Origin of the sequence: Bacillus sp. FSL R5-0659 (assembly GCF_038008785.1) — a bacterium.
Taxonomy (GTDB): domain Bacteria; phylum Bacillota; class Bacilli; order Bacillales; family Bacillaceae; genus Bacillus; species Bacillus safensis.
Window position 1 is genome coordinate 62,998 of record NZ_JBBOZU010000001.1, and the last position, 21,329, is coordinate 84,326.

Annotated in this window: 17 protein-coding genes, 2 tRNA genes and 1 pseudogene; all 20 read left to right on the forward strand. The window is 42.5% G+C overall.

Annotated features, from left to right (window positions below):
- Window positions 1-26: 26 nt before the first annotated feature.
- The 20 genes and pseudogenes from mfd to NSQ72_RS00440 all read left to right on the forward strand — a co-directional run bounded on the left by mfd (window position 27) and on the right by NSQ72_RS00440 (window position 21,324).
- On the forward strand, window positions 27-3,560 hold the full coding sequence (mfd, locus tag NSQ72_RS00345; protein WP_039175917.1) for a transcription-repair coupling factor: 3,534 nt from the start codon (window positions 27-29) through the stop codon (window positions 3,558-3,560).
- A gap of 139 nt (window positions 3,561-3,699) precedes the next feature.
- Window positions 3,700-4,236 carry a stage V sporulation protein T gene (spoVT, locus tag NSQ72_RS00350; protein ID WP_003217990.1) on the forward strand — a complete coding sequence of 179 codons (537 nt, stop codon included), beginning with the start codon at window positions 3,700-3,702 and terminating at the stop codon, window positions 4,234-4,236.
- A 190-nt stretch (window positions 4,237-4,426) separates the two neighbouring features.
- Window positions 4,427-6,031, forward strand: a complete 1,605-nt coding sequence (locus NSQ72_RS00355) for a putative polysaccharide biosynthesis protein (RefSeq protein ID WP_106025930.1) — start codon at window positions 4,427-4,429, stop codon at window positions 6,029-6,031.
- A complete protein-coding gene (gene mazG / locus NSQ72_RS00360; protein ID WP_106025931.1) occupies window positions 6,021-7,505 on the forward strand; it encodes a nucleoside triphosphate pyrophosphohydrolase in 1,485 nt (494 codons plus the stop codon). The genes NSQ72_RS00355 and mazG overlap by 11 nt, the downstream gene beginning before the upstream one ends.
- Window positions 7,502-7,762, forward strand: a complete 261-nt coding sequence (locus NSQ72_RS00365) for an RNA-binding S4 domain-containing protein (protein ID WP_008341839.1) — start codon at window positions 7,502-7,504, stop codon at window positions 7,760-7,762. Before mazG ends, NSQ72_RS00365 begins: the two co-directional genes overlap by 4 nt.
- 73 nt (window positions 7,763-7,835) lie before the next feature.
- Complete coding sequence (gene yabP, locus NSQ72_RS00370) at window positions 7,836-8,144, forward strand: sporulation protein YabP (protein ID WP_024425646.1); 309 nt, start codon at window positions 7,836-7,838, stop codon at window positions 8,142-8,144.
- Window positions 8,141-8,779 carry a spore cortex biosynthesis protein YabQ gene (gene yabQ, locus NSQ72_RS00375; RefSeq protein WP_106025932.1) on the forward strand — a complete coding sequence of 213 codons (639 nt, stop codon included), beginning with the start codon at window positions 8,141-8,143 and terminating at the stop codon, window positions 8,777-8,779. Before yabP ends, yabQ begins: the two co-directional genes overlap by 4 nt.
- Before the next feature lie 17 nt (window positions 8,780-8,796).
- A complete protein-coding gene (locus NSQ72_RS00380; protein WP_003217952.1) occupies window positions 8,797-9,171 on the forward strand; it encodes an FtsB family cell division protein in 375 nt (124 codons plus the stop codon).
- 82 nt (window positions 9,172-9,253) lie between these two features.
- A complete protein-coding gene (locus NSQ72_RS00385; protein ID WP_008357409.1) occupies window positions 9,254-9,649 on the forward strand; it encodes a S1 domain-containing RNA-binding protein in 396 nt (131 codons plus the stop codon).
- A gap of 177 nt (window positions 9,650-9,826) precedes the next feature.
- Window positions 9,827-9,900, forward strand: a tRNA-Met gene (locus NSQ72_RS00390).
- A gap of 25 nt (window positions 9,901-9,925) precedes the next feature.
- Window positions 9,926-9,997: transfer RNA gene (locus NSQ72_RS00395), tRNA-Glu, on the forward strand.
- Between the two features lie 203 nt (window positions 9,998-10,200).
- Window positions 10,201-12,684 carry a stage II sporulation protein E gene (gene spoIIE / locus NSQ72_RS00400; protein ID WP_106025933.1) on the forward strand — a complete coding sequence of 828 codons (2,484 nt, stop codon included), beginning with the start codon at window positions 10,201-10,203 and terminating at the stop codon, window positions 12,682-12,684.
- 76 nt (window positions 12,685-12,760) lie between these two features.
- A complete protein-coding gene (locus NSQ72_RS00405; protein ID WP_034325063.1) occupies window positions 12,761-13,498 on the forward strand; it encodes a vWA domain-containing protein in 738 nt (245 codons plus the stop codon).
- Window positions 13,482-14,489, forward strand: a complete 1,008-nt coding sequence (locus tag NSQ72_RS00410; RefSeq protein WP_341083013.1) for a protein kinase domain-containing protein — start codon at window positions 13,482-13,484, stop codon at window positions 14,487-14,489. Before NSQ72_RS00405 ends, NSQ72_RS00410 begins: the two co-directional genes overlap by 17 nt.
- Window positions 14,490-14,585: 96 nt before the next feature.
- Window positions 14,586-16,008: pseudogene (gene tilS / locus NSQ72_RS00415) on the forward strand (tRNA lysidine(34) synthetase TilS).
- Window positions 16,005-16,544 carry a hypoxanthine phosphoribosyltransferase gene (gene hpt, locus NSQ72_RS00420; protein WP_008357399.1) on the forward strand — a complete coding sequence of 180 codons (540 nt, stop codon included), beginning with the start codon at window positions 16,005-16,007 and terminating at the stop codon, window positions 16,542-16,544. Before tilS ends, hpt begins: the two are co-directional and overlap by 4 nt.
- 95 nt (window positions 16,545-16,639) lie before the next feature.
- Window positions 16,640-18,541 (forward strand): ATP-dependent zinc metalloprotease FtsH, encoded by a 1,902-nt coding sequence (gene ftsH / locus NSQ72_RS00425; protein ID WP_034284252.1) that lies wholly within the window; start codon window positions 16,640-16,642, stop codon window positions 18,539-18,541.
- A 161-nt stretch (window positions 18,542-18,702) separates the two neighbouring features.
- Entirely contained in the window at window positions 18,703-19,479 is a 777-nt protein-coding gene (locus tag NSQ72_RS00430; protein ID WP_039175940.1) for a type III pantothenate kinase, read from the forward strand.
- A 14-nt stretch (window positions 19,480-19,493) separates the two neighbouring features.
- Entirely contained in the window at window positions 19,494-20,369 is an 876-nt protein-coding gene (hslO, locus tag NSQ72_RS00435; RefSeq protein ID WP_341083017.1) for an Hsp33 family molecular chaperone HslO, read from the forward strand.
- 46 nt (window positions 20,370-20,415) lie between these two features.
- Window positions 20,416-21,324, forward strand: a complete 909-nt coding sequence (locus NSQ72_RS00440; RefSeq protein WP_268474615.1) for a peptidyl-prolyl cis-trans isomerase — start codon at window positions 20,416-20,418, stop codon at window positions 21,322-21,324.
- Window positions 21,325-21,329 lie beyond the last annotated feature (5 nt).

The following is a 21,329-nucleotide window of genomic DNA, read 5'->3' on the forward strand; positions in this document are numbered from 1 at the left end:
TTAAACAAACAGGGAGGAGGAGCCAAATGAAAAACATACAATCATTTATCAAACAAAGTGATGATTTTCAGTCTATTTTTAATGGACTAAAGGAAGGGTTAAAAGAACAGCTGCTTGCCGGACTATCAGGCTCCGTCAGATCTTTATTTACAGCCGCGATATCAGACGAACTGAAGCGGCCAATGTTTATTGTGACTCACAATTTATATCAGGCACAGAAGGTAACAGATGATCTAGCAAGTGTGATGCCGGATCGCTCGGTTCTTCTTTATCCTGTCAATGAGCTTATTGCCTCAGAAATTGCAGTGGCAAGCCCTGAGCTGAGAGCACAGCGTTTAGATGTCCTGAACCGGCTTGCGAATGGAGAAAACCCCATTATCGTCACTCCCGCTGCTGCGGTGCGCAGGATGCTTCCACCAGTTGAGCTCTGGAAGGAGAGTCAGATCCATTTAAAGATCGGTGAAGAAATTGATTTGGAGGCGTTTTCAAAACAACTCGTACAAATTGGTTATGACCGGACGTCGATGGTTGCGGCGCCCGGAGATTTTAGTGTGCGCGGAGGAATCATCGACATCTATGCGTTAACGGAAGATCATCCAATCCGTATTGAACTGTTTGATACAGAAGTAGACTCGATTCGAACGTTTCATTCGGATACACAGCGTTCATTAGAAACCCTTCAAGAAATTAAAATAGGTCCTGCAAAAGAGCTGATTGTGAGAGGTCCTGAACGAGTGAGAGCCATTGAACAGCTTGATCAAGGGCTGGCGAAGAGCTTAAAGAAATTCAACTCAGATCAGCAAAAAGAGCTGCTTCATCAAAATATTTCTGCTGACCGCGAGAAGCTGCTAGAAGGCATCGTGACACAGGAAATGACGAAGTACCTAGCCTATTTCTATGAAAAGCCTGCTAGTTTGCTAGATTATACATCGCAGGATACGATTATTATTTTAGATGAAATCAGCAGAATTCAGGAGATGGAAGAACAGCTTGAACAGGAAGAAGCCGATTGGACAATTAGTCTGCTTGAAGAAGGGAATATTCTTCATGATTTATCTCTTTCTTTCCCGTTCCAAGAACTGATCAATCAGCAATCAAGGTCCATTCTGTACTACTCCTTGTTCCTGAGACATGTCCAGCAGACAAATCCGCAAAATATCGTCAATGTATCTAGTAAGCAAATGCAGAATTTCCACGGGCAGATGAATGTGCTGGCAAGTGAAATTGAACGCTATAAAAAACAGCAGTACACAGTTGTCTTCTTAGGTGCGGATGAAGAGCGGACAGAAAAGCTATCGTCTGTTCTGCATGATTATGACATTGAAGCTGCTCTTGCTAAACCGGACGCTGAGCTTGTGAGCGGACAGGTGTATATTTTACAAGGTGAGCTGCAAACAGGCTTTGAACTGCCGTTATCAAAAATTGCTGTGATCACAGAAGGTGAACTCTTCAAGAAACGTGTGAAAAAGCAGGCACGTAAGCAAAAGCTGACCAATGCAGAGCGAATCAAGAGCTATTCAGAGCTTCAAGTCGGCGATTATGTGGTGCACATTAACCACGGGATCGGTAAATATTTAGGAATTGAAACGCTTGAAATCGGCGGCATTCATAAAGATTATTTAAATATTCATTATCAAGGAAGCGACAAGCTTTATGTACCGGTTGAACAAATTGATCAGGTCCAGAAATATGTAGGATCAGAAGGTAAAGAACCAAAGCTGTACAAACTTGGCGGCAGCGATTGGAAACGCGTGAAGAAAAAAGTTGAAACATCTGTACAGGACATCGCAGATGATCTGATTAAGCTGTACGCAGAACGCGAGGCTAGCAAAGGATATGCCTTCTCGCCTGACCATGAGATGCAGCGCCAGTTTGAATCTGCGTTCCCTTACCAGGAAACAGATGATCAAATCCGTTCGATTCACGAAATTAAGCAGGATATGGAGCGGGAACGTCCAATGGACCGTCTGCTTTGTGGAGATGTGGGCTACGGAAAAACAGAGGTGGCTATTCGTGCGGCCTTCAAAGCGATTGCTGACGGGAAGCAGGTAGCCCTGCTAGTTCCGACAACTATCTTAGCGCAGCAGCATTTTGACACAATCATGGACCGATTCCAAGACTACCCTGTCAAAATCGCGCAGCTAAGCCGTTTCCGTACAAGAAAAGAAACAACTGAAACGTTAAAAGGGCTGAAAAACGGAACGATCGATATGGTCATCGGCACACATCGTCTTCTTTCAAAAGACATCGTCTACAAGGATTTAGGGCTGTTGATCATTGATGAGGAACAGCGTTTTGGTGTGACGCATAAAGAGAAAATTAAGCAGATGAAAGCCAATATCGATGTACTGACATTAACGGCTACGCCAATTCCGCGTACGCTTCATATGTCCATGCTTGGCGTACGGGATTTATCGGTTATTGAAACACCGCCTGAAAACCGATTCCCTGTTCAAACCTATGTGGTTGAGTACAACGGTGCTTTAGTCAGAGAAGCAATTGAGCGAGAATTAGCACGCGGCGGTCAAGTGTACTTCCTTTACAACCGTGTTGAAGATATCGAACGAAAAGCAGACGAAATCTCTATGCTAGTCCCAGACGCAAAAGTTAGTTATGCGCACGGGAAAATGAGTGAGAACGAGCTGGAATCAGTGATGATCAATTTCCTTGAAGGTGAATCAGATGTATTGGTCAGTACCACCATCATTGAAACGGGAGTCGATATTCCAAATGTGAACACACTCATCGTCCACGATGCTGATAAAATGGGGCTTTCTCAGCTGTACCAGCTAAGAGGACGAGTCGGGCGTTCGAACCGTGTCGCTTATGCTTACTTCACGTATCGAAAAGATAAAGTTCTTTCTGAAGTTGCAGAGAAAAGACTTCAAGCCATTAAAGAATTCACAGAGCTTGGATCTGGGTTTAAAATTGCGATGCGTGATTTAACGATTCGAGGAGCAGGGAACTTACTTGGGGCTCAGCAGCATGGCTTCATTGATTCGGTTGGATTCGACCTCTATTCTCAAATGCTGAAAGAAGCCATTGAGGAAAGAAGAGGCGATACAACGGCTCAAGATAAATTCGAGCCAGAAATTGATCTGCAAATTGATGCGTACATCCCAGACACTTATATTTCGGATGGCAAGCAGAAGATTGAGATGTATAAACAGTTCAGAGCAATTGGATCGATTGAAGAGCGAAAAGAGCTTCAGGATGAAATGATCGACCGATTTGGTGAATATCCGCAAGAAGTGGCAGACTTGTTTACGATTGCGACAATGAAGGTGTACGCTGTCCAGGAACGTGTCGAGCTGATCAAGATGGAGAAAGGCATTGTCAGAATGACCCTTGATGAGCAAGCAAGCAGCGAAATCGACGGTCAAAAATTATTTGAGCTTGGCAGTAAATATGGACGTGAAATTGGGTTGGGAATGGAAGGCAGCAAGCTGATTATTTCTGTCCAAACGAAAGGCAAGAAAACGGAGGAATGGCTTGAGGTTGTTCTTAATATGCTTCGAGGCCTTCAAGATGTGAAAAAAGAAACCATTCCATCTTCATAAAATTTTGTTTGTCTCTCGTGTATATTACGTTTGATGTGACGGATACTAAACTCAGGGTCAAGTGGTGAATGTTGCATAAAGTGGACGCTTTTGTTCCATTCACCCAACACATCATCAAACGAAAGAGAGGCAGCAGTGAATGAAAGCAACTGGAATTGTACGCCGTATCGATGATCTAGGTAGAGTGGTTATTCCGAAGGAGATTCGCAGAACATTGCGCATCCGGGAAGGAGATCCGCTTGAGATTTTCGTCGACCGCGATGGAGAAGTGATTTTGAAGAAGTATTCGCCGATTAGTGAGCTAGGAGACTTTGCGAAGGAATATGCTGATGCATTATTCGACAGTTTGGGTCATTCCATCCTGATCTGTGATCGAGATACGTATATTGCTGTATCCGGCAGTTCGAAAAAAGAGTACTTAAACAAATCGATCAGTGATTTACTTGAACGAACAATGGATCAGCGTAATTCTGTTTTAGAAGAAAGCAAAAAAGAAATTCAACTTGTCGATGGTATTGATGATGACGTATCTGCTTATACCATTGCACCTATTGTTGCAAACGGAGATCCGATTGGCGCCGTCGTCTTATTTTCTAAAGAGCGTTCAATGGGAGAAGTGGAGCATAAAGCGGCAGAAACGGCAGCTGGCTTCTTAGCCCGTCAAATGGAACATTAGGTCTAATAACTCTATATCATTTTGATAAAACGAAAAAATGCCGATGAAATCATTTGATTTTGTCGGTTTTTTATATGGGATGAAACAAATCGGGACATGTGCCGTCTACTCCTTAGAAAGAAACGGCTTTTCATTCACGTATGATATAATGAGTTCGTTTAACTGTAGATCTATTTTAAAGGAGTCATCCATGAAAAATGCTGTGAATCAGCCGCATTGGTTTTTCCAGGGTGCGGTGATTTTGACCATCGCAGGCTTGTTATCAAAGGTACTAAGTGCCGTTTACCGTGTCCCGTTTCAAAACATCGTAGGGGACACAGGGTTTTATATTTATCAGCAGGTATATCCTTTCCTTGGTATTGCCATTATGCTTGGTACAACAGGTTTTCCTGTCATGGTGTCCAAGCTTCTGAGTGAGCATGGGGAAGAGAATCGACAGATCATTACAAGGGTATCCTTGGTATATATCACTTTACTAAGCTTGGTCTTATTTCTTTGTCTTTACATAGGAGCAGGCACAATGGCGAGCCTTATGGCAGATAGTCAATTAATTCTGCTCATCCAGATGAGTGCTTTTGTGTTTCTATTTCTGCCGCTCACTGTGATGTTGAGAGGAGTTTTTCAGAGTGACGGGCTAATGCTTCCTACGGCTGTTTCTCAGTTGATTGAGCAGCTCATCAGGGTAGGCGTCCTGCTTGTTTTATCCTTCTATTTCGTGAGGCACGGCTATTCGCTTTATGAAACAGGGGCTGGCGCGGTGTTCTCTTCTATTGCGGGAAGTGCGGCGTCGCTCATTTTGCTTCTTTTCCTTTGGTTGACCTATCGAAAACAGTCTGCTGCAAGTATGTCAGGCAAACAGGCGACACTTCGAAAAAAAGATATTTTGAAGAGTTTGGTGCTGTATACATTGACGATTTGTGTCAGCGGTTTGCTTATTTTATGGATGCAAATGATTGATGCTTTTCATCTGTATGCGTTGCTGCGCAGTGAGGGTCTCAGTGAAGCGGCAGCAAAGGCGGCAAAAGGTGTGTATGACCGAGGTCAGCCGTTCTTGCAGCTAGGGACGGTGTTTGCCATCAGCATTGGAACCTCTCTTGTGCCATTTTTATCGGCAGCCATGAGGAATGGGGAGCATGAAACGATACGGCAAAAAGTGCGGTCATCCGTTAAAACCACGTCGGTATTAGGGATTGGGTCAGCTGTTGGGCTGATTTGTATTTTATCACCAGTAAATACAATGCTTTTTCGTAATGATTTAGGCACAGATGCCCTGCAAATATTCTGTATATCGATTGCGTTTACGTCGATTGCCATTACGCAGGCGGCTTTACTGCAAGGGCTCGGACATACTGTGTATCCCGCTGTTGTAGTGATCATCAGCGTGCTGGTGAAATGGATTCTAACGATTGCGCTTGTTCCGTTATTTGGCATCCACGGTGCCGCATGGTCAACTGTATGTGGTTTTCTCACAGCAGCCGTGCTCAATGCCGTTTATTTGAAGCATAAAGGATGGATTTCATGGAGAGAGCTGTTTCCAGTGAAAATTCTTTTATCAGCCGCCTTCATGGCTGTGGTCTTAATGGGATATCAGGCTCTGTTTTCCTGGGTTATCCCCTTTGAAAAACGTCCGTTTTCCGTTTTAGAGAGCCTGACATCAGTTTTTATTGGTGGTTTCGCCTTTTTATATAGTATTCTTAAGCTAGAAGTATTCACGGAAGAGGAATGGAGACTCATTCCATTAGGAAAAAAGATTTTATATTTTAAACAGATGAGAGGGAATCAAAATGGCAGGTAAGATTACCGTCGTCGGTCTCGGGGCAGGCGACATGGATCAGCTGACGCTCGGTGTATATAAGCAGCTGAAGCAGGCGAAAGAAGTATATATGAGAACGCAGGATCATCCGCTTACCGCAGAGTTAATGCAGGAGGTCCCATCTCTCACCTTTTTTGATGAAATTTATGAAAAGCACGATCAGTTTGATCAGGTGTATCAGGAAATTACCGAAGTATTATTTGCAGAGGCAGCGGAAAAAGACATTGTGTACGCAGTACCTGGTCATCCATTTGTGGCAGAAAAGACCGTACAGCTGCTCGTCGCCGGGCAGAAAGAGCGCGGGATCGAGGTGTCTGTCGCTGGTGGACAAAGCTTTTTAGATGCGACATTCAACTCCTTGCAGATTGACCCCATCGAAGGATTACAATTCGTTGATGCAGGGGATATGAGAGCGGATGATCTGAAATTAACCCAGCACGTCCTGATTTGTCAGGTATATGATCAGATGACAGCATCGAATGTGAAGCTCACGCTGATGGAAAAGCTTCCTGACGATTATGAAGTTTATATTGTGACTGCAGCTGGAAGCAGTCACGAACAGATTACTGCCGTTCCTTTATTTGAACTTGATCGAGATGTGTCGATAAATAACTTAACAAGTGTTTATGTTCCTCCAATTCAAGATGAACAGCTGCTTTATCAACAATTTGACACCTTCCGTGACGTCATACGTACATTAAGAGGTCCGGGCGGCTGTCCATGGGATCAAAAACAAACCAATGAATCACTCAAACCATATTTAATTGAAGAATGCTATGAGCTGCTTGAAGCGATAGATGAAGATGACCCAGATCATATGGTGGAAGAGCTTGGCGATGTGCTGCTACAGGTGCTACTTCACGCTCAAATTGGCGAAGATGACGGTTATTTCTCAATCGATGACGTCATTCAGCATGTCACAGAAAAAATGATTCGGCGACACCCCCATGTGTTTGGTGACACGAATGTTTCTGAGGCAGCAGATGTGGTGGCCAACTGGGAAAAAATCAAGCAGCAGGAGAAGCCAGAGCGGACCGGTTCTATTTTGCAATCGATTCCGGCGACACTTCCAGCACTAACAAAGGCATATAAGCTCCAAAAGAAAGCCGCCAAGGTAGGCTTTGATTGGACAGATGTTCAAGATATTTGGAACAAATACGAAGAAGAAAAGCAGGAATTTCTCGTTGAAGTGGCAGAGAAGACGGACGAAGGTGCAACGAAGCAGATGAAAGATGAATTTGGAGATCTTTTGTTTGTTCTCGTCAATATTGGACGGTTCTATCACCTAGAGCCTGAAACGGCGCTCGCTTCTGCCAACACAAAATTCATGCGGCGTTTTCAGCATATTGAACAAAAAGCAAAGGACATGGGACGTTCATTAGATGACTTAACGCTAGAGGAAATGGACGATCTCTGGAACGATGCGAAACGTATAGAAAGAGGTGAACATACATGAGATTAGATAAGTTTTTAAAAGTGTCCCGTTTAATTAAAAGAAGAACATTGGCAAAAGAAGTAGCTGATCAAGGCAGGATTTCTATTAACGGAACACAGGCGAAAGCAAGCTCTGACGTGAAAGAAGGAGATGAGCTGCAAATCCGCTTTGGTCAAAAGCTAGTGACTGTTCAAGTCAACGAGTTAAAGGACACGACGAAAAAAGAAGAAGCAGCTGGCATGTATACTGTTCTAAAAGAAGAAAAAACAGCAGAATAGGGCTTGTTCTAAATGACCCTCTTATCACATACAATGCAGTAACATGCAAGTATGAGATATGGGGGATGTAGAAATGAATCAATATTATAATCAACCTCAAGGCACGAAGCTGTCATCAGACGCGGAGCACAATGTCACAATGCGAAACAGAAAGCATTTAGATATCACGGGTGTCAAACAAGTGGAAAGCTTTGATAGTGAGGAATTTCTGCTAGAGACGGTCATGGGGATTCTCGCCATCCGCGGAGAAAATCTGCAAATGAAGAACCTAGACGTCGAAAAGGGCGTTGTGTCGATCAAAGGGCGTGTCTTTGATTTAATCTATGTTGATGAGCAGCACGGGGAGAAAGCTAAAGGATTTTTTAGCAAGCTGTTTAAATGACGCTGACAGTCCAGTTTTATACGATGCTTTCCATGGCGGCGATGGGCATCTGGCTGGGCGCATCGCTTGATACGTACAAGCTGTTTGTGAACCGGGAAAAAACAGCAAAATGGCTTTTGGCTATACACGATCTCCTTTTTTGGATGGTGCAGGGTCTCTTATTCTTTTACGTCCTGCTGCTGACAAATGAGGGAGAATTCAGGCTTTATATTTTCCTAGCCGTTGCTCTAGGTTTCTCGATGTATCAGGCATTGATGAAACATCTGTATCTCAAGATTCTCAAGTTTATCATGATGTGTGTATATCAGACCGTTCTCTTCCTGAAAAGGCTAGTCATGTCGATTGTCTTCCAGCCGATCCGCTGGATGATCACATTGGTCATAAGTGCTATTCTGTTCTTGCTCCACTCGCTCTTACGTCTAGTTCGTTTTACGTTTCGGCTCGTGTGGAAGGTGCTGTCGATTGTTTGTTATCCGCTCATCTGGTTACTCAATGTGACCATTATTCATCGGATTCCCGAAAAATGGCGAACATCAATGAGATTGTTTTTCTCAAAAGGAGCAGGAATTTTACAAGGGGCCAAGAAATTATCTGGTACCATCAAAACGAAATGGAAACAATTCTGGACAAAGTAAGAGAGGAGGCCTTCAACTTGAACAAGAGAAAAAGAAATATCGCACAAATTCAAAATGATTACCAAAAACAAATGGAACAGCAAGCACAGCGCTTAAAACGCAAACGTCGCGGACTCCTTAGAAGGCTTACCGTGTTTGGTGTGATCGTGCTCATGTTTGCTGTCTTGGTGACAAGTGCCCTCTGGTCGCAATCGTCTTCACTAAAGGAAAAAGAAGAGAAGAAGGTTGCGCTCGAAAAAGAGTTGAAGCAATTACAAACAAAGCAGGAAGATATTTCTGATGAAATTAAGAAGCTGAAAAGCAAGGAATACGTACTCGAACTGGCACGACGGGACTATTATATGTCCAAAAAAGGCGAAAAAATCTTTGATGTGGGCAATAAGAGCGATTAGCCTTGTTGACACTTAAAATTCAGTTTATGTATAATTGAACAAATGAGATTTTTTTATAAGTCTAAGGAGGAGCACTTTTTTTATGTCGATTGAAGTTGGCAGCAAGTTACAAGGGAAAGTTACGGGCATTACAAATTTTGGAGCTTTTGTGGAGTTGCCAGGCGGTTCAACTGGTCTCGTTCATATCAGTGAGGTAGCCGATAACTATGTAAAAGATATTAATGAGCATTTAAAAGTCGGTGAACAAGTTGAAGTGAAAGTGATTAACGTTGAAAAAGACGGTAAAATCGGCTTGTCCATTAAAAAAGCAAAAGATCGTCCTCAACAACAATCAAGACCAAGCAGAAATGATTTCCGTCCGAAGGAATCGTTTGAACAAAAAATGAACAAATTCTTAAAAGATAGCGAAGATCGCTTAACATCTTTAAAACGTAACACGGAATCAAAACGTGGGGGGCGCGGAGCAAGAAGAGGTTAACTTGTTGCTGCTTTCTATATATTTTCACAACAAAGCATCTGCTGTTCAGCAGGTGCTTTTTTTCATGATCTATCCTACATTTTTTGAGATTTCGTCATTTAATTTAAAACTTTCTATTGACGGACAAGCGAATCCTTTGTATTATAGTTCTTGTGCTTCTTAGCGCATTATTATTATGGCGGTGTAGCTCAGCTGGCTAGAGCGTACGGTTCATACCCGTGAGGTCGGGGGTTCGATCCCCTCCGCCGCTATCCTTTTAACTAGAACATAAAGCAAGGCCCGTTGGTCAAGCGGTTAAGACACCGCCCTTTCACGGCGGTAACACGGGTTCGAATCCCGTACGGGTCATCTTCGAAACAGCTTTCTATAGGAAAGCTGTTTTTTTGTGCTTTCGTAAAATTCTGATGAAAGACATCGACTTTCATGAAAGTATGCCTCTTTGACGAATAAAGCGTCGAACGTTTTATGGAAACGACAACTTCTTTTGACAAAATTTCTTTTTCACCTTCGCTATAATGACAAGCAACGAATATCAGGTGGGGGATGAGAAGATGGAAAAACTAGAAAGAAGAACTGATTTAACAGGAGCGGGGTTTGAAAGAATCAGTGCAGGGTTAAAAAAGATGAAAAACCTGTTTCTTCATCACACGCATTCTCTTTTTTTCTATAAAGGGTTTATTTATGTTGTTCTAGGCTTTTTATTGGGACGAGCCTTTATATTATCTGAAATTATGCCGTTTGCTCTGCCTTTCTTTGGTTCCATGCTGCTTATTAAAAGAGATAAGGCAATGCTTGCTTGTCTCGCTTTACTCGCTGGGGCGATGACGATATCACCTCAAAATGCATTGTTTGTGTTTGCATCGCTGCTTATGTTTCTCCTTGTGTCAAAGGTGGTTTCTTTCATCATCAAAGACCCAGTGAAAACATTACCGGTTGTCATTGTTCTCTCGATGCTGATTACCCGAGGAGCGTTTGTTTACCTAGAACAAGGTGCTGTGCAAAGCTATGATTACGTCATGGCGGGTGTCGAAGCAGGACTTGCCTTCATTTTGACACTGATTTTTCTTCAAAGCCTGCCGATTTTTACAGTTAGGAAAATTAAACACTCTTTAAAGGTCGAAGAAATTATTTGTTTTATGATTTTAATTGCCTCAGTTTTAACTGGACTTGCTGGGATCTCATTTCAAGGGATGCAGGCAGAGCATATTTTGTCACGTTATGTAGTGCTGACCTTTGCTTTTATTGGCGGAGCCAGTATTGGTTGTACGGTCGGTGTCGTGACAGGATTAATTCTCGGTCTCGCCAACATCGGAAACCTTTATCAGATGAGTCTTCTTGCCTTTTCAGGTTTATTAGGCGGATTGCTGAAAGAAGGGAAGAAAGCAGGGGCAGCCATCGGCTTAATTGTGGGTTCCTTACTCATTTCACTGTATGGGGAAGGATCAGCAGGTCTCATGACCACATTGTATGAATCACTTATAGCTGTTGCACTCTTTTTGCTCACGCCGCAATCAGTCACCTCCAAGGTAGCGAAATACATTCCTGGTACGGTAGAGCATGTACAAGAGCAGCAGCAATATGCTCGGAAAGTACGAGACGTGACAGCAAAAAAGGTAGACCAATTCTCTAATGTATTTCATGCGCTGTCTGAGAGTTTTGCGACATTTTACGAATCCATTCCTGAAGAGAAGAAGCAGGAAGAGGATGTAGATCTTTTTTTAAGTACGATCACAGAACGATCCTGTCAAACGTGCTATAAGAAAAATAAATGCTGGGTGCAGAACTTTGATACAACCTATGAACTAATGAAACAAGTTATGCATGAATCTGATGAAAAAACGTACGAGCATAACCGAAAATTGAAAAAGAAATTTAGTCAGCACTGCTCAAAATCAAAACATGTCGAGGAATTGATTGAAGAGGAGATCGCTTACTATAAAGCCAACCAGACACTGAAGAAAAAAGTCCAAGACAGCAGACGTCTTGTGGCTGAACAGCTGATGGGGGTCTCGCAAGTGATGGAGGATTTTTCCCGGGAAATAAAACGAGAAAGAGAACAGCATTTTATTCAAGAAGAGCAGATGATAGAAGCGCTTCAGCACTTTGGTATTGAAATTCAGCAAGTAGAAATCTATAGCTTGGAGCAGGGAAATGTCGATATTGAAATGAGAATCCCATATTGCCAAGGGCATGGGGAATGTGAAAAAATCATTGCTCCAATGCTTTCAGATATTTTAGAAGAACAGATTTTAGTCAAAGCAGAGCAGTGTGCAGAGCATCCAACAGGCTATTGTCACGTTGTATTTGGCTCTGCCAAATCATATCGAGTGGCTACAGGCGTGGCACATGCAGCCAAAGGCGGAGGACTGGTATCTGGAGACAGCTACAGCATGATGGAGCTTGGTGCAGGCAAGTATGCCGCAGCTATTAGTGATGGAATGGGCAACGGAGCACGTGCTCATTTTGAAAGCAATGAAACGATTAAGCTGTTAGAAAAAATATTGGCGTCAGGTATCAATGAAAAAGTGGCGATTAAAACCATTAATAGTATTTTATCTTTACGAACAACGGACGAGATTTATTCAACATTGGATTTATCGATCATTGATTTACAGGATGCGAGCTGTAAGTTCCTGAAGATTGGTTCAACACCCAGCTTTATTAAACGGGGTGATCAGGTGATGAAGGTACAAGCAAGCAACTTGCCAATTGGCATTATTGATGAGTTCGAAGTCGAGGTTGTGAGCGAACAGATGAAGGCAGGAGATCTATTGATTATGATGAGTGACGGCATTTTTGAAGGGCCAAAGCATATTGAAAATCATGATCTGTGGGTGAAACGGAAAATGAAAAGCTTTAAAACAGAAGATCCGCAAGAAATTGCTGATTTATTAATGGAAGAGGTCATTCGAACAAGAGCAGGCCAAATTGACGACGATATGACGGTTGTTGTCATCAGGCTCGACCACAACACACCAAAATGGGCTTCCATTCCGACAGGTACATTCTATCTTGAGAAACAAGAGATTTCTTAAAATATCGTATAATATGAATTTCTTCTGGCGATGATGGGGATATAAGCATTCAGTTACAATCCCAGGAGGAATGAAGATGCGAAAAGGTCACGTCAACCAAATCTTATTGATTACAGATGGCTGCTCAAATCACGGGGAAGATCCGCTTGCGATTGCCTCATTGGCAAAGGAACAAGGGATTACAGTCAATGTCATTGGCATTATGGAAGAAAACAGACACGATCATGAAGCGATGAAAGAAGTAGAGGGGATTGCTCTCGCAGGCGGAGGCATCCATCAAGTTGTCTACGTCCAGCAATTATCTCAAACAGTACAAATGGTCACGAAAAAAGCGATGACACAAACCTTACAAGGTGTTGTGAATAAAGAATTGCAGCAAATACTCGGCAAAGACACTGAAATTGAAGAGCTTCCACCTGATAAGCGCGGGGAAGTAATGGAGGTTGTTGATGAGTTAGGAGAGACGGTTCACCTTCAAGTACTCGTGCTTGTTGATACAAGTGCAAGTATGAAACCGAAGCTGCCGACTGTCAAAGAAGCACTTATCGACCTTTCCATCAGTTTAAATTCAAGAATTGGAGAAAATCAGTTTGGGATGTGTGTATTTCCCGGGAAAAACTCAGATGCTGAAATTGTGTTGAATTGGACGCCTCGATTCGATTCATTATCATCTATTTTCCCAAAACTGACCACTGGAGGAATCACCCCAACGGGACCAGCACTTCGGGAAGCACTTCAGCATTTCAAGTCAGTTCGCTCACGTAAAGGGCTGCTTGAAGCAAAGGAAGAGCATGATGATGAATTCGGTTTCTAACATCCCGTTAGGCACGGTGATTCAAGGGAAATGGCACCACCATCATTACCGTATTGTAAAAGAGCTTGGAAAAGGGGCGAACGGTGTTGTCTATCTGGCCGAATCGCCACATGGGCAAGCGGCCCTTAAAGTGAGTGATGACAGTATGCTCATTGCATCTGAAGTCAATGTATTAAAATCCTTTTCAAAGGCTCCTGTGAAAACCATGGGGCCTTCTTTTTATGATATGGATGATGCGATTTATCCCGGTATGCCTCAAAAACGCTCCTTTTACGTGATGGAATATGTCAGAGGCCCATTACTGCTTGAATTTGTGAAACAAAAGGGTGATGAATGGATCGTTGTTTTGATGATTCAGCTTTTATCTAGCCTGGCTCATTTACATCAGGAAGGGTGGATTTTTGGTGACTTAAAGCCTGATAATCTCATTGTTTCTGGTCCCCCTGCCACGATCCGGTGCATTGATGTGGGAGGAACGACAAAAGCGGGCAGGGCCATTAAGGAGTATACCGAGTTTTTTGATCGAGGCTATTGGGGATTCGGCTCACGAAAAGCTGAACCAACTTATGATTTATTTGCCCTAGCCATGGTGATGGTTAACTGTGCGTATAAGAAAGAATTCAAAAAAGGGGCAGAACCAGAAAAGCAGCTTTATCGAGCCATTGAAGGACATCCTTTATTAAAGCGATATGAAAGGGTGTTAAAGGCTGCTTTACAAGGTAAATATCAATCAGCAGCAGACATGAAAAGTGCGATGCTGAAAGAAGGACAGCTGATTGAATCAAGAAAAACGCGCCAAAAGAAGCAACAGCAAAAAAACGCGCCAAAACCCGCTGTTAATCAAAATCAACAAGTGGCTTCACGATCGCGGGCTGCAGCAGCAAAAAAAACGTCAGTACGTAAAAAATCAGGCGGACTTTTTGAAACCATTCTTATCGTGTGCAGTGTACTCGCCCTTTACTGTGCATATGTGGTTTTGTTCCTGTTGTAGAGCTGTAAAAAAGCAGGCTTCTTCTTTGCTTGGAGCTACTGAAAGTGATAGGATATGTATATCTTTAAATTACCTGCTCTTTGTGAGGAGGAAGTTGTGAATAGAATTGAATCTTTTTTGAAAAAACATGATGTTTACCTTGAAAATACGACAGTCATTGTCGGGGTTTCCGGCGGACCGGATTCTATGCTCTTACTGCATGAACTTAACAAGCGCCGCAAAGGTTCCTATCAGCTGATTGCAGCCCATGTAGATCACATGTTCAGAGGAGAAGAGTCCTTTGCTGATTTGGCATTTGTTGAGGCTTACTGTAAGGAGCACGAGATCCCTTTTGAATCGTCCCGCATACAGGTCACCCAATATGCAAAAGAAAACCGCTTAAACAAACAGGTAGCTGCAAGGGAGTGCAGATATGCTTTCTTTCGTCAATTGATGGAGCAATACAACGCTCAATTTATAGCGCTTGCACATCATGGAGACGACCAAGTAGAAACAATGTTGATGAGACTTGCGAGAGGAACTGTTGGTATAGGACTCGCGGGTATCCAAGCAAAACGTCCTTTTCAAAATGGATGGCTGATTCGTCCGCTCATTGGATACTCTAAGGACGACGTGCTAAAAGCTTGTGAAAAAGAACATGTTCCCTATGTCATTGATCAAAGCAATCATACAGATGACTACTTGAGAAACCGGGTAAGAAGACACATTCTTCCTGTGTTAAAAGAAGAAGCACCTCATGTACATGAAAGCTTTCAGTTTGTAAGTGACATGCTGACTGAGGATGAGCAATACTTGCAGGCTTTAACAAAGGAACAAATGAACCAAGTGATAACGAGTCAATCGCCTAAGCAAATTGAGATCAAAACGAAGCCTTTGCTTGACCTGCCTTTGCCTTTACAAAGAAGAGGCATTCAACTAATATTAAACTATCTTTATGAAAACACTCAATCAGCGTTTTCAAACCAGCATATTCTAGGGACTTTAGATTGGTTATCTCATACCGATCAACCGTCTGGATCATTAGATTTGCCAAAAGGTTTACAAGCTGTCAAGTCTTATGATCACTGTATGTTTACCTTTGAACGATCGCATGTAGTAGACCAGTCTTATGCTCTTCACTTAAAGGTTGAGCTTGGAGAAGAGCTTTTTCTCCCAAATGGACAGTCTATCGTCGTATCAAATCATGTTCCGAAGGATGCACGGAACGGAAACCATTTTTTCTTGCTTCAAAAAGATCATGTTCGTCTCCCTTTGATCATTCGCTCACGAAAAAATGGTGATCGAATCAAACTTAAAGGGATGAATGGATCAAAAAAGGTGAAGGATATATTTATTGATAAAAAAGTGCCTCTTGCAGAAAGAGACAGCTGGCCGATCGTCACTGACTCGGATCATCAAATCATCTGGATCCCAGGTCTGAAAAAATCTGTTTTTGAAGAAATTGATATGACAAACAGCGATCTCATTGTATTACAATATAGACAGCACGAAAATTTGTAGGGGGCAAGCAAAAGCATGAAACAAGATATTGAAAAGATTTTGATCTCAGAAGAAGAGATCCAGCAAAAAGTGAAGGAACTGGGTGCAACATTAACCAGCGATTATGATGGTAAATTTCCCCTGGCTATTGGTGTTTTGAAAGGGGCTCTTCCATTCATGGCAGACCTGATCAAACACATTGATACATATTTAGAACTTGATTTTATGGATGTATCTAGCTACGGAAAGTCTACCGTATCTTCTGGAGAAGTAAAGATCATTAAGGATCTAGATACTTCTGTTGAAGGAAGAGATATTTTGATTATGGAAGATATCATCGACAGTGGGTTAACTTTGAGCTATCTGGTAGAGCTTTTCCGATACCGTAAAGCAAATTCCATTAAAATTGTGACATTGCTTGATAAACCAAGCGGCCGCAAAGCAGACATCAAAGCAGATTATGTTGGATTTGAAGTACCAGATGCATTTGTTGTCGGCTATGGATTGGATTTCGCTGAACGTTACCGAAACCTCCCGTATATTGGAGTGTTAAAACCATCTGTTTACGAAGGCTGATCAGCATACGTATACATGAGGTTATTGGTTGTGTTGGAATGATTTTCTATGATACTATTGAACATAGTTGTGCTTACTGTGGGAGGAGGTAAGGAATGAATCGGGTTTTTCGTAATACGATTTTTTATATACTTATTTTATTACTTGTGATAGGGGTCGTTAGTTGGTTAGGATCCCCAAATCAAAAGCCTGAGAACATGTCTTACAGCAAATTTTCGCAAAATCTAAGTGCGGGAAAAGTGGAGAGTATCTCCATTCAGCCTGTAAGAGGGGTTTATGAAATTCGTGGTCAATTAGATGGCGCGAAGAAAGATCAATACTTCATTACCCATGTTCCAGATGGTCAAGGTGTTGACCAAATTTACAGTGCACTGAAGAATACAGATGTAAAAGTAGAACCAGCACCTGAAACAAATGGATGGCTGCAAGTTCTGACAACCATCATTCCGTTTATCATCATCTTTATCCTGTTCTTCTTCTTATTGAACCAAGCTCAGGGCGGCGGAAGCCGAGTCATGAACTTTGGTAAGAGTAAGGCGAAGCTTTACACAGAAGAGAAGAAACGTGTGAAATTTAAAGATGTTGCTGGTGCAGATGAAGAAAAGCAAGAGCTTGTAGAAGTGGTGGAATTCCTGAAGGATCCACGTAAATTTGCGGAGCTTGGCGCAAGAATCCCTAAAGGGGTTTTACTAGTAGGACCTCCAGGTACAGGTAAAACATTGCTTGCGAGAGCATCTGCAGGAGAAGCAGGCGTTCCTTTCTTCAGCATCAGTGGTTCTGACTTCGTCGAGATGTTCGTCGGTGTCGGTGCATCACGTGTACGTGATTTATTCGAAAATGCGAAAAAGAATGCACCTTGCTTAATCTTTATTGATGAGATTGATGCAGTGGGTCGTCAGCGTGGAGCCGGTCTTGGCGGTGGTCATGACGAGCGTGAACAAACGCTTAACCAGCTTCTTGTCGAAATGGATGGTTTTAGTGCCAACGAAGGTATTATTATCATTGCTGCGACGAACCGTGCAGATATTCTAGACCCTGCATTGCTGCGTCCGGGACGCTTTGACCGTCAAATTACGGTTGACCGCCCAGATGTTATTGGCCGTGAAGAAGTACTGAAAGTTCATGCGAAAAACAAACCGCTTGACGAGTCAGTCAACTTAAAAGCCATTGCAAGCAGAACACCAGGGTTCTCTGGGGCAGATCTTGAGAACTTACTAAACGAAGCAGCACTTGTTGCTGCCCGTCAAAACAAAAAGAAAATCGATATGCGTGATATCGACGAAGCGACTGACCGTGTCATCGCTGGGCCGGCGAAGAAAAGCCGCGTCATTTCGAAGAAAGAACGTAATATCGTGGCTTACCATGAAGCAGGTCATACCGTCATTGGTCTTATCTTAGACGAAGCGGACATGGTGCATAAAGTAACGATCGTTCCTCGTGGTCAGGCAGGCGGATATGCGGTCATGCTTCCAAGAGAAGACCGTTATTTCCAAACGAAGCCAGAGCTTCTTGATAAGATTGTCGGCTTGCTCGGCGGTCGTGTTGCAGAGGAAATTACGTTTGGTGAAGTAAGTACAGGCGCTCACAACGACTTCCAGCGTGCAACAGGCATTGCAAGAAGAATGGTCACAGAGTTCGGTATGTCTGATAAACTTGGTCCGCTTCAATTCGGTCAATCACAAGGAGGTCAAGTATTCCTTGGCCGTGATTTCAACAATGAGCCGAATTATAGTGAAGCGATCGCTTACGAAATTGACCAAGAAGTTCAGCGCTTCATTAAGGAGAGCTACGAACGTGCGAAACAAATTCTCACTGAGAATAAAGATAAGTTAGAAATCATCGCACAAGCCCTTCTAGAAGTTGAAACATTAGATGCTGAACAAATTAAATCTCTTTACGAAACTGGAAAGCTTCCAGAGCGTGTATACGCAGATGACGAAGAGAAAAACGATGATGTGAAAGTAAACATCAAGAAAAAAGAAGATGAGGAGATCTAATCTCCTTCTGTGAAAGCTGCCGGGATCACCGGCAGCTTTTTTATTTCGATTCATGAATGGATCGGTTTCGAATTGTTTACAAATGGAACTCAATTCGTGTATGGTATGATAGAAAGTCGAAAAATGCTCTTTTTGAGAAACTATTCAAAGTGGTGATGAAGTTGTTACTCGTGATAGATGTAGGAAACACAAATACCGTTTTAGGTGTTTATCATAATGGCGATCTAAACTACCATTGGCGAATTGAAACAAGCCGTCATAAAACAGAAGACGAATTTGGTATGTCCATTAGGGCATTATTCGATTATGTGGGGCTGATGTTTGATCAAATAGAAGGGATTATCATCTCGTCTGTGGTCCCGCCAATGATGTTCGCACTTGAAAGAATGTGCGAAAAGTATTTTCACCTAACACCCCAAATTGTAGGGCCTGGAATGAAGACTGGATTAAACATTATGTGTGACAATCCAAAGGAAGTCGGGGCAGATCGAATTGTCAATGCAGTAGCAGCAATTCACCTATATGGGGCGCCTCTTATTGTGGTAGACTTTGGAACAGCAACAACCTACTGTTATATCAATGAACAAAAACAATACATGGGTGGAGCGATTGCACCGGGTATTACCATCTCAACTGAGGCTTTATATACAAGAGCGGCGAAGCTGCCGAGAATTGAAATTGTTCGTCCTGATCACATTGTTGGAAAAAACACCATCAGTGCGATGCAATCCGGCATCCTTTATGGATATGTTGGTCAAGTCGAGGGAATAGTGAAACGGATGAAGCAGCAAGCCAAACAAACACCGAAAGTCATTGCAACAGGCGGTTTGTCTACATTGATTGGAAATGAATCAGACTGCATTGATATTGTCGATCCGTTCCTCACATTAAAAGGACTGCAGCTCATTTATGAACGTAATCGTGTCGGTGTATTATAGGAGGTTTAAATCAAATGGATTACTTAGTTAAAGCATTAGCATATGACGGAAAAGTCCGCGCATATGCTGCAAACACAACAGATACAATCAACGAAGCACAAAGAAGACATCATACGTGGCCGACTGCATCAGCTGCCATCGGCAGAACGATGACAGCAACCGTCATGATGGGTGCTATGCTGAAAGGCGAGAATAAGCTAACTGTCAAAATAGAAGGCGGTGGACCAATCGGCGCCATTATTGCTGATGGAAATGCAAAAGGTCAGGTGCGAGGATATGTCTCAAACCCACAAATTCACTTTGATTTAAATGAACATGGCAAGCTGGATGTTAGACGTGCAGTCGGAACATCTGGAACCTTAAGTGTTGTCAAAGATATCGGGCTGAAGGACCACTTTACAGGACAAACGGAAATTGTTTCAGGTGAAATTGGAGATGACTTCACATATTATCTTGTTTCTTCTGAGCAAGTGCCTTCCTCTGTAGGCGTAGGCGTCCTTGTCAATCCAGATAATTCGATCCTCGCAGCAGGCGGTTTCATCATTCAATTGCTGCCTGGTACAGAAGATGCTGTTATTGAAAGACTAGAACAGCGCCTGTCAACCATTGAACCAATCTCTAAACTCATTGAAAAAGGGATGACACCAGAAGAAATATTAGAAGAAGTACTCGGTGAAAAGCCTCAAATTTTAGAAACTGTACCTGTCGAATTCTCTTGTAACTGCTCAAAAGAACGGTTTGCAAATGGCATTATCAGCCTAGGGAAAGCCGAAATTGATGATATGATTGAACAAGACGGACAAGCAGAAGCTCAATGCCATTTTTGTAACGAAACGTATGTATTTACAAAAGAAGAGCTAGAAGAGCTACGTGAAGAATTAACCCGCTAAGCTCTAAGCAGCGGGTTTTCTTTTTAGAATGGAAAGGAGACGAAAGATGAGATTAAAAGCAAGAGTGGTATGGACATTTATCCTCGTGTTGCTCATGATTAATGCCGTTGTCATTGCATATGTATTAACAAAGTCACAAATGTCACAGGCTTCTTCTAACGGGAAGAGCGGTGAAGAAATTGCATCGATTGGAAAAGAGAAGGTAACGCGTCAAGAATGGTTAAAGAAGATGGAAGACCGCTACGGAAAGGCAACACTTGAACAAATGATCAATCAGAAGGTGGTCAATCAGCTTGCTAAGCAAAACAAGCTGGACGTGTCTTCGAAAGAGATCAATCGTGAATTGCTTATGCTCAAAGCAGTATCTAATAATTTCTACGAAGATGGACATACAAGTGAGAAGGAATGGAAAGAACAGATTCGTTATCAAATTTTATTAGAGCAGCTTTTAACAAGAGATGCCGTCGTTTCTGAAAAAGAAGCGAAATCGTTTTATGAAAAAAACAAGGACTTATATCAATATGATGATTCATACCGCATTCGCCATATCGTCGTGAAGACAAAGGGCGAGGCTGAAAATGTATTGAAAGATTTAAAAGGTGGATCCAGCTTCGAAGCCGTGGCAGCTGAACGTTCAATCGACCGTTACACCTCACCATACGGCGGAGATCTTGGATTTGTGACAGAAGAGCAGGAAAGTATCCCAGCCCTATACATACAAGAAGCTCAAAAGCTTCAGCCAGATGAATGGACGAAAGAGCCAATTCAGACCAAAAACGGGTATGCCATTATTCAGTTAAAAGAAAAATTAAATGGCCGCTCTTTCTCCTATGACGAAGTCAAAGATCAGATTAAAAGGCAGATTGCGATGGAAGATCTAGGTGAAAAGGCGAATGTCAAAACCCTGTGGAAGGAAGCAAAAGTCACATGGTTTTACGATGGCGAGCAGGACTAAAAGCA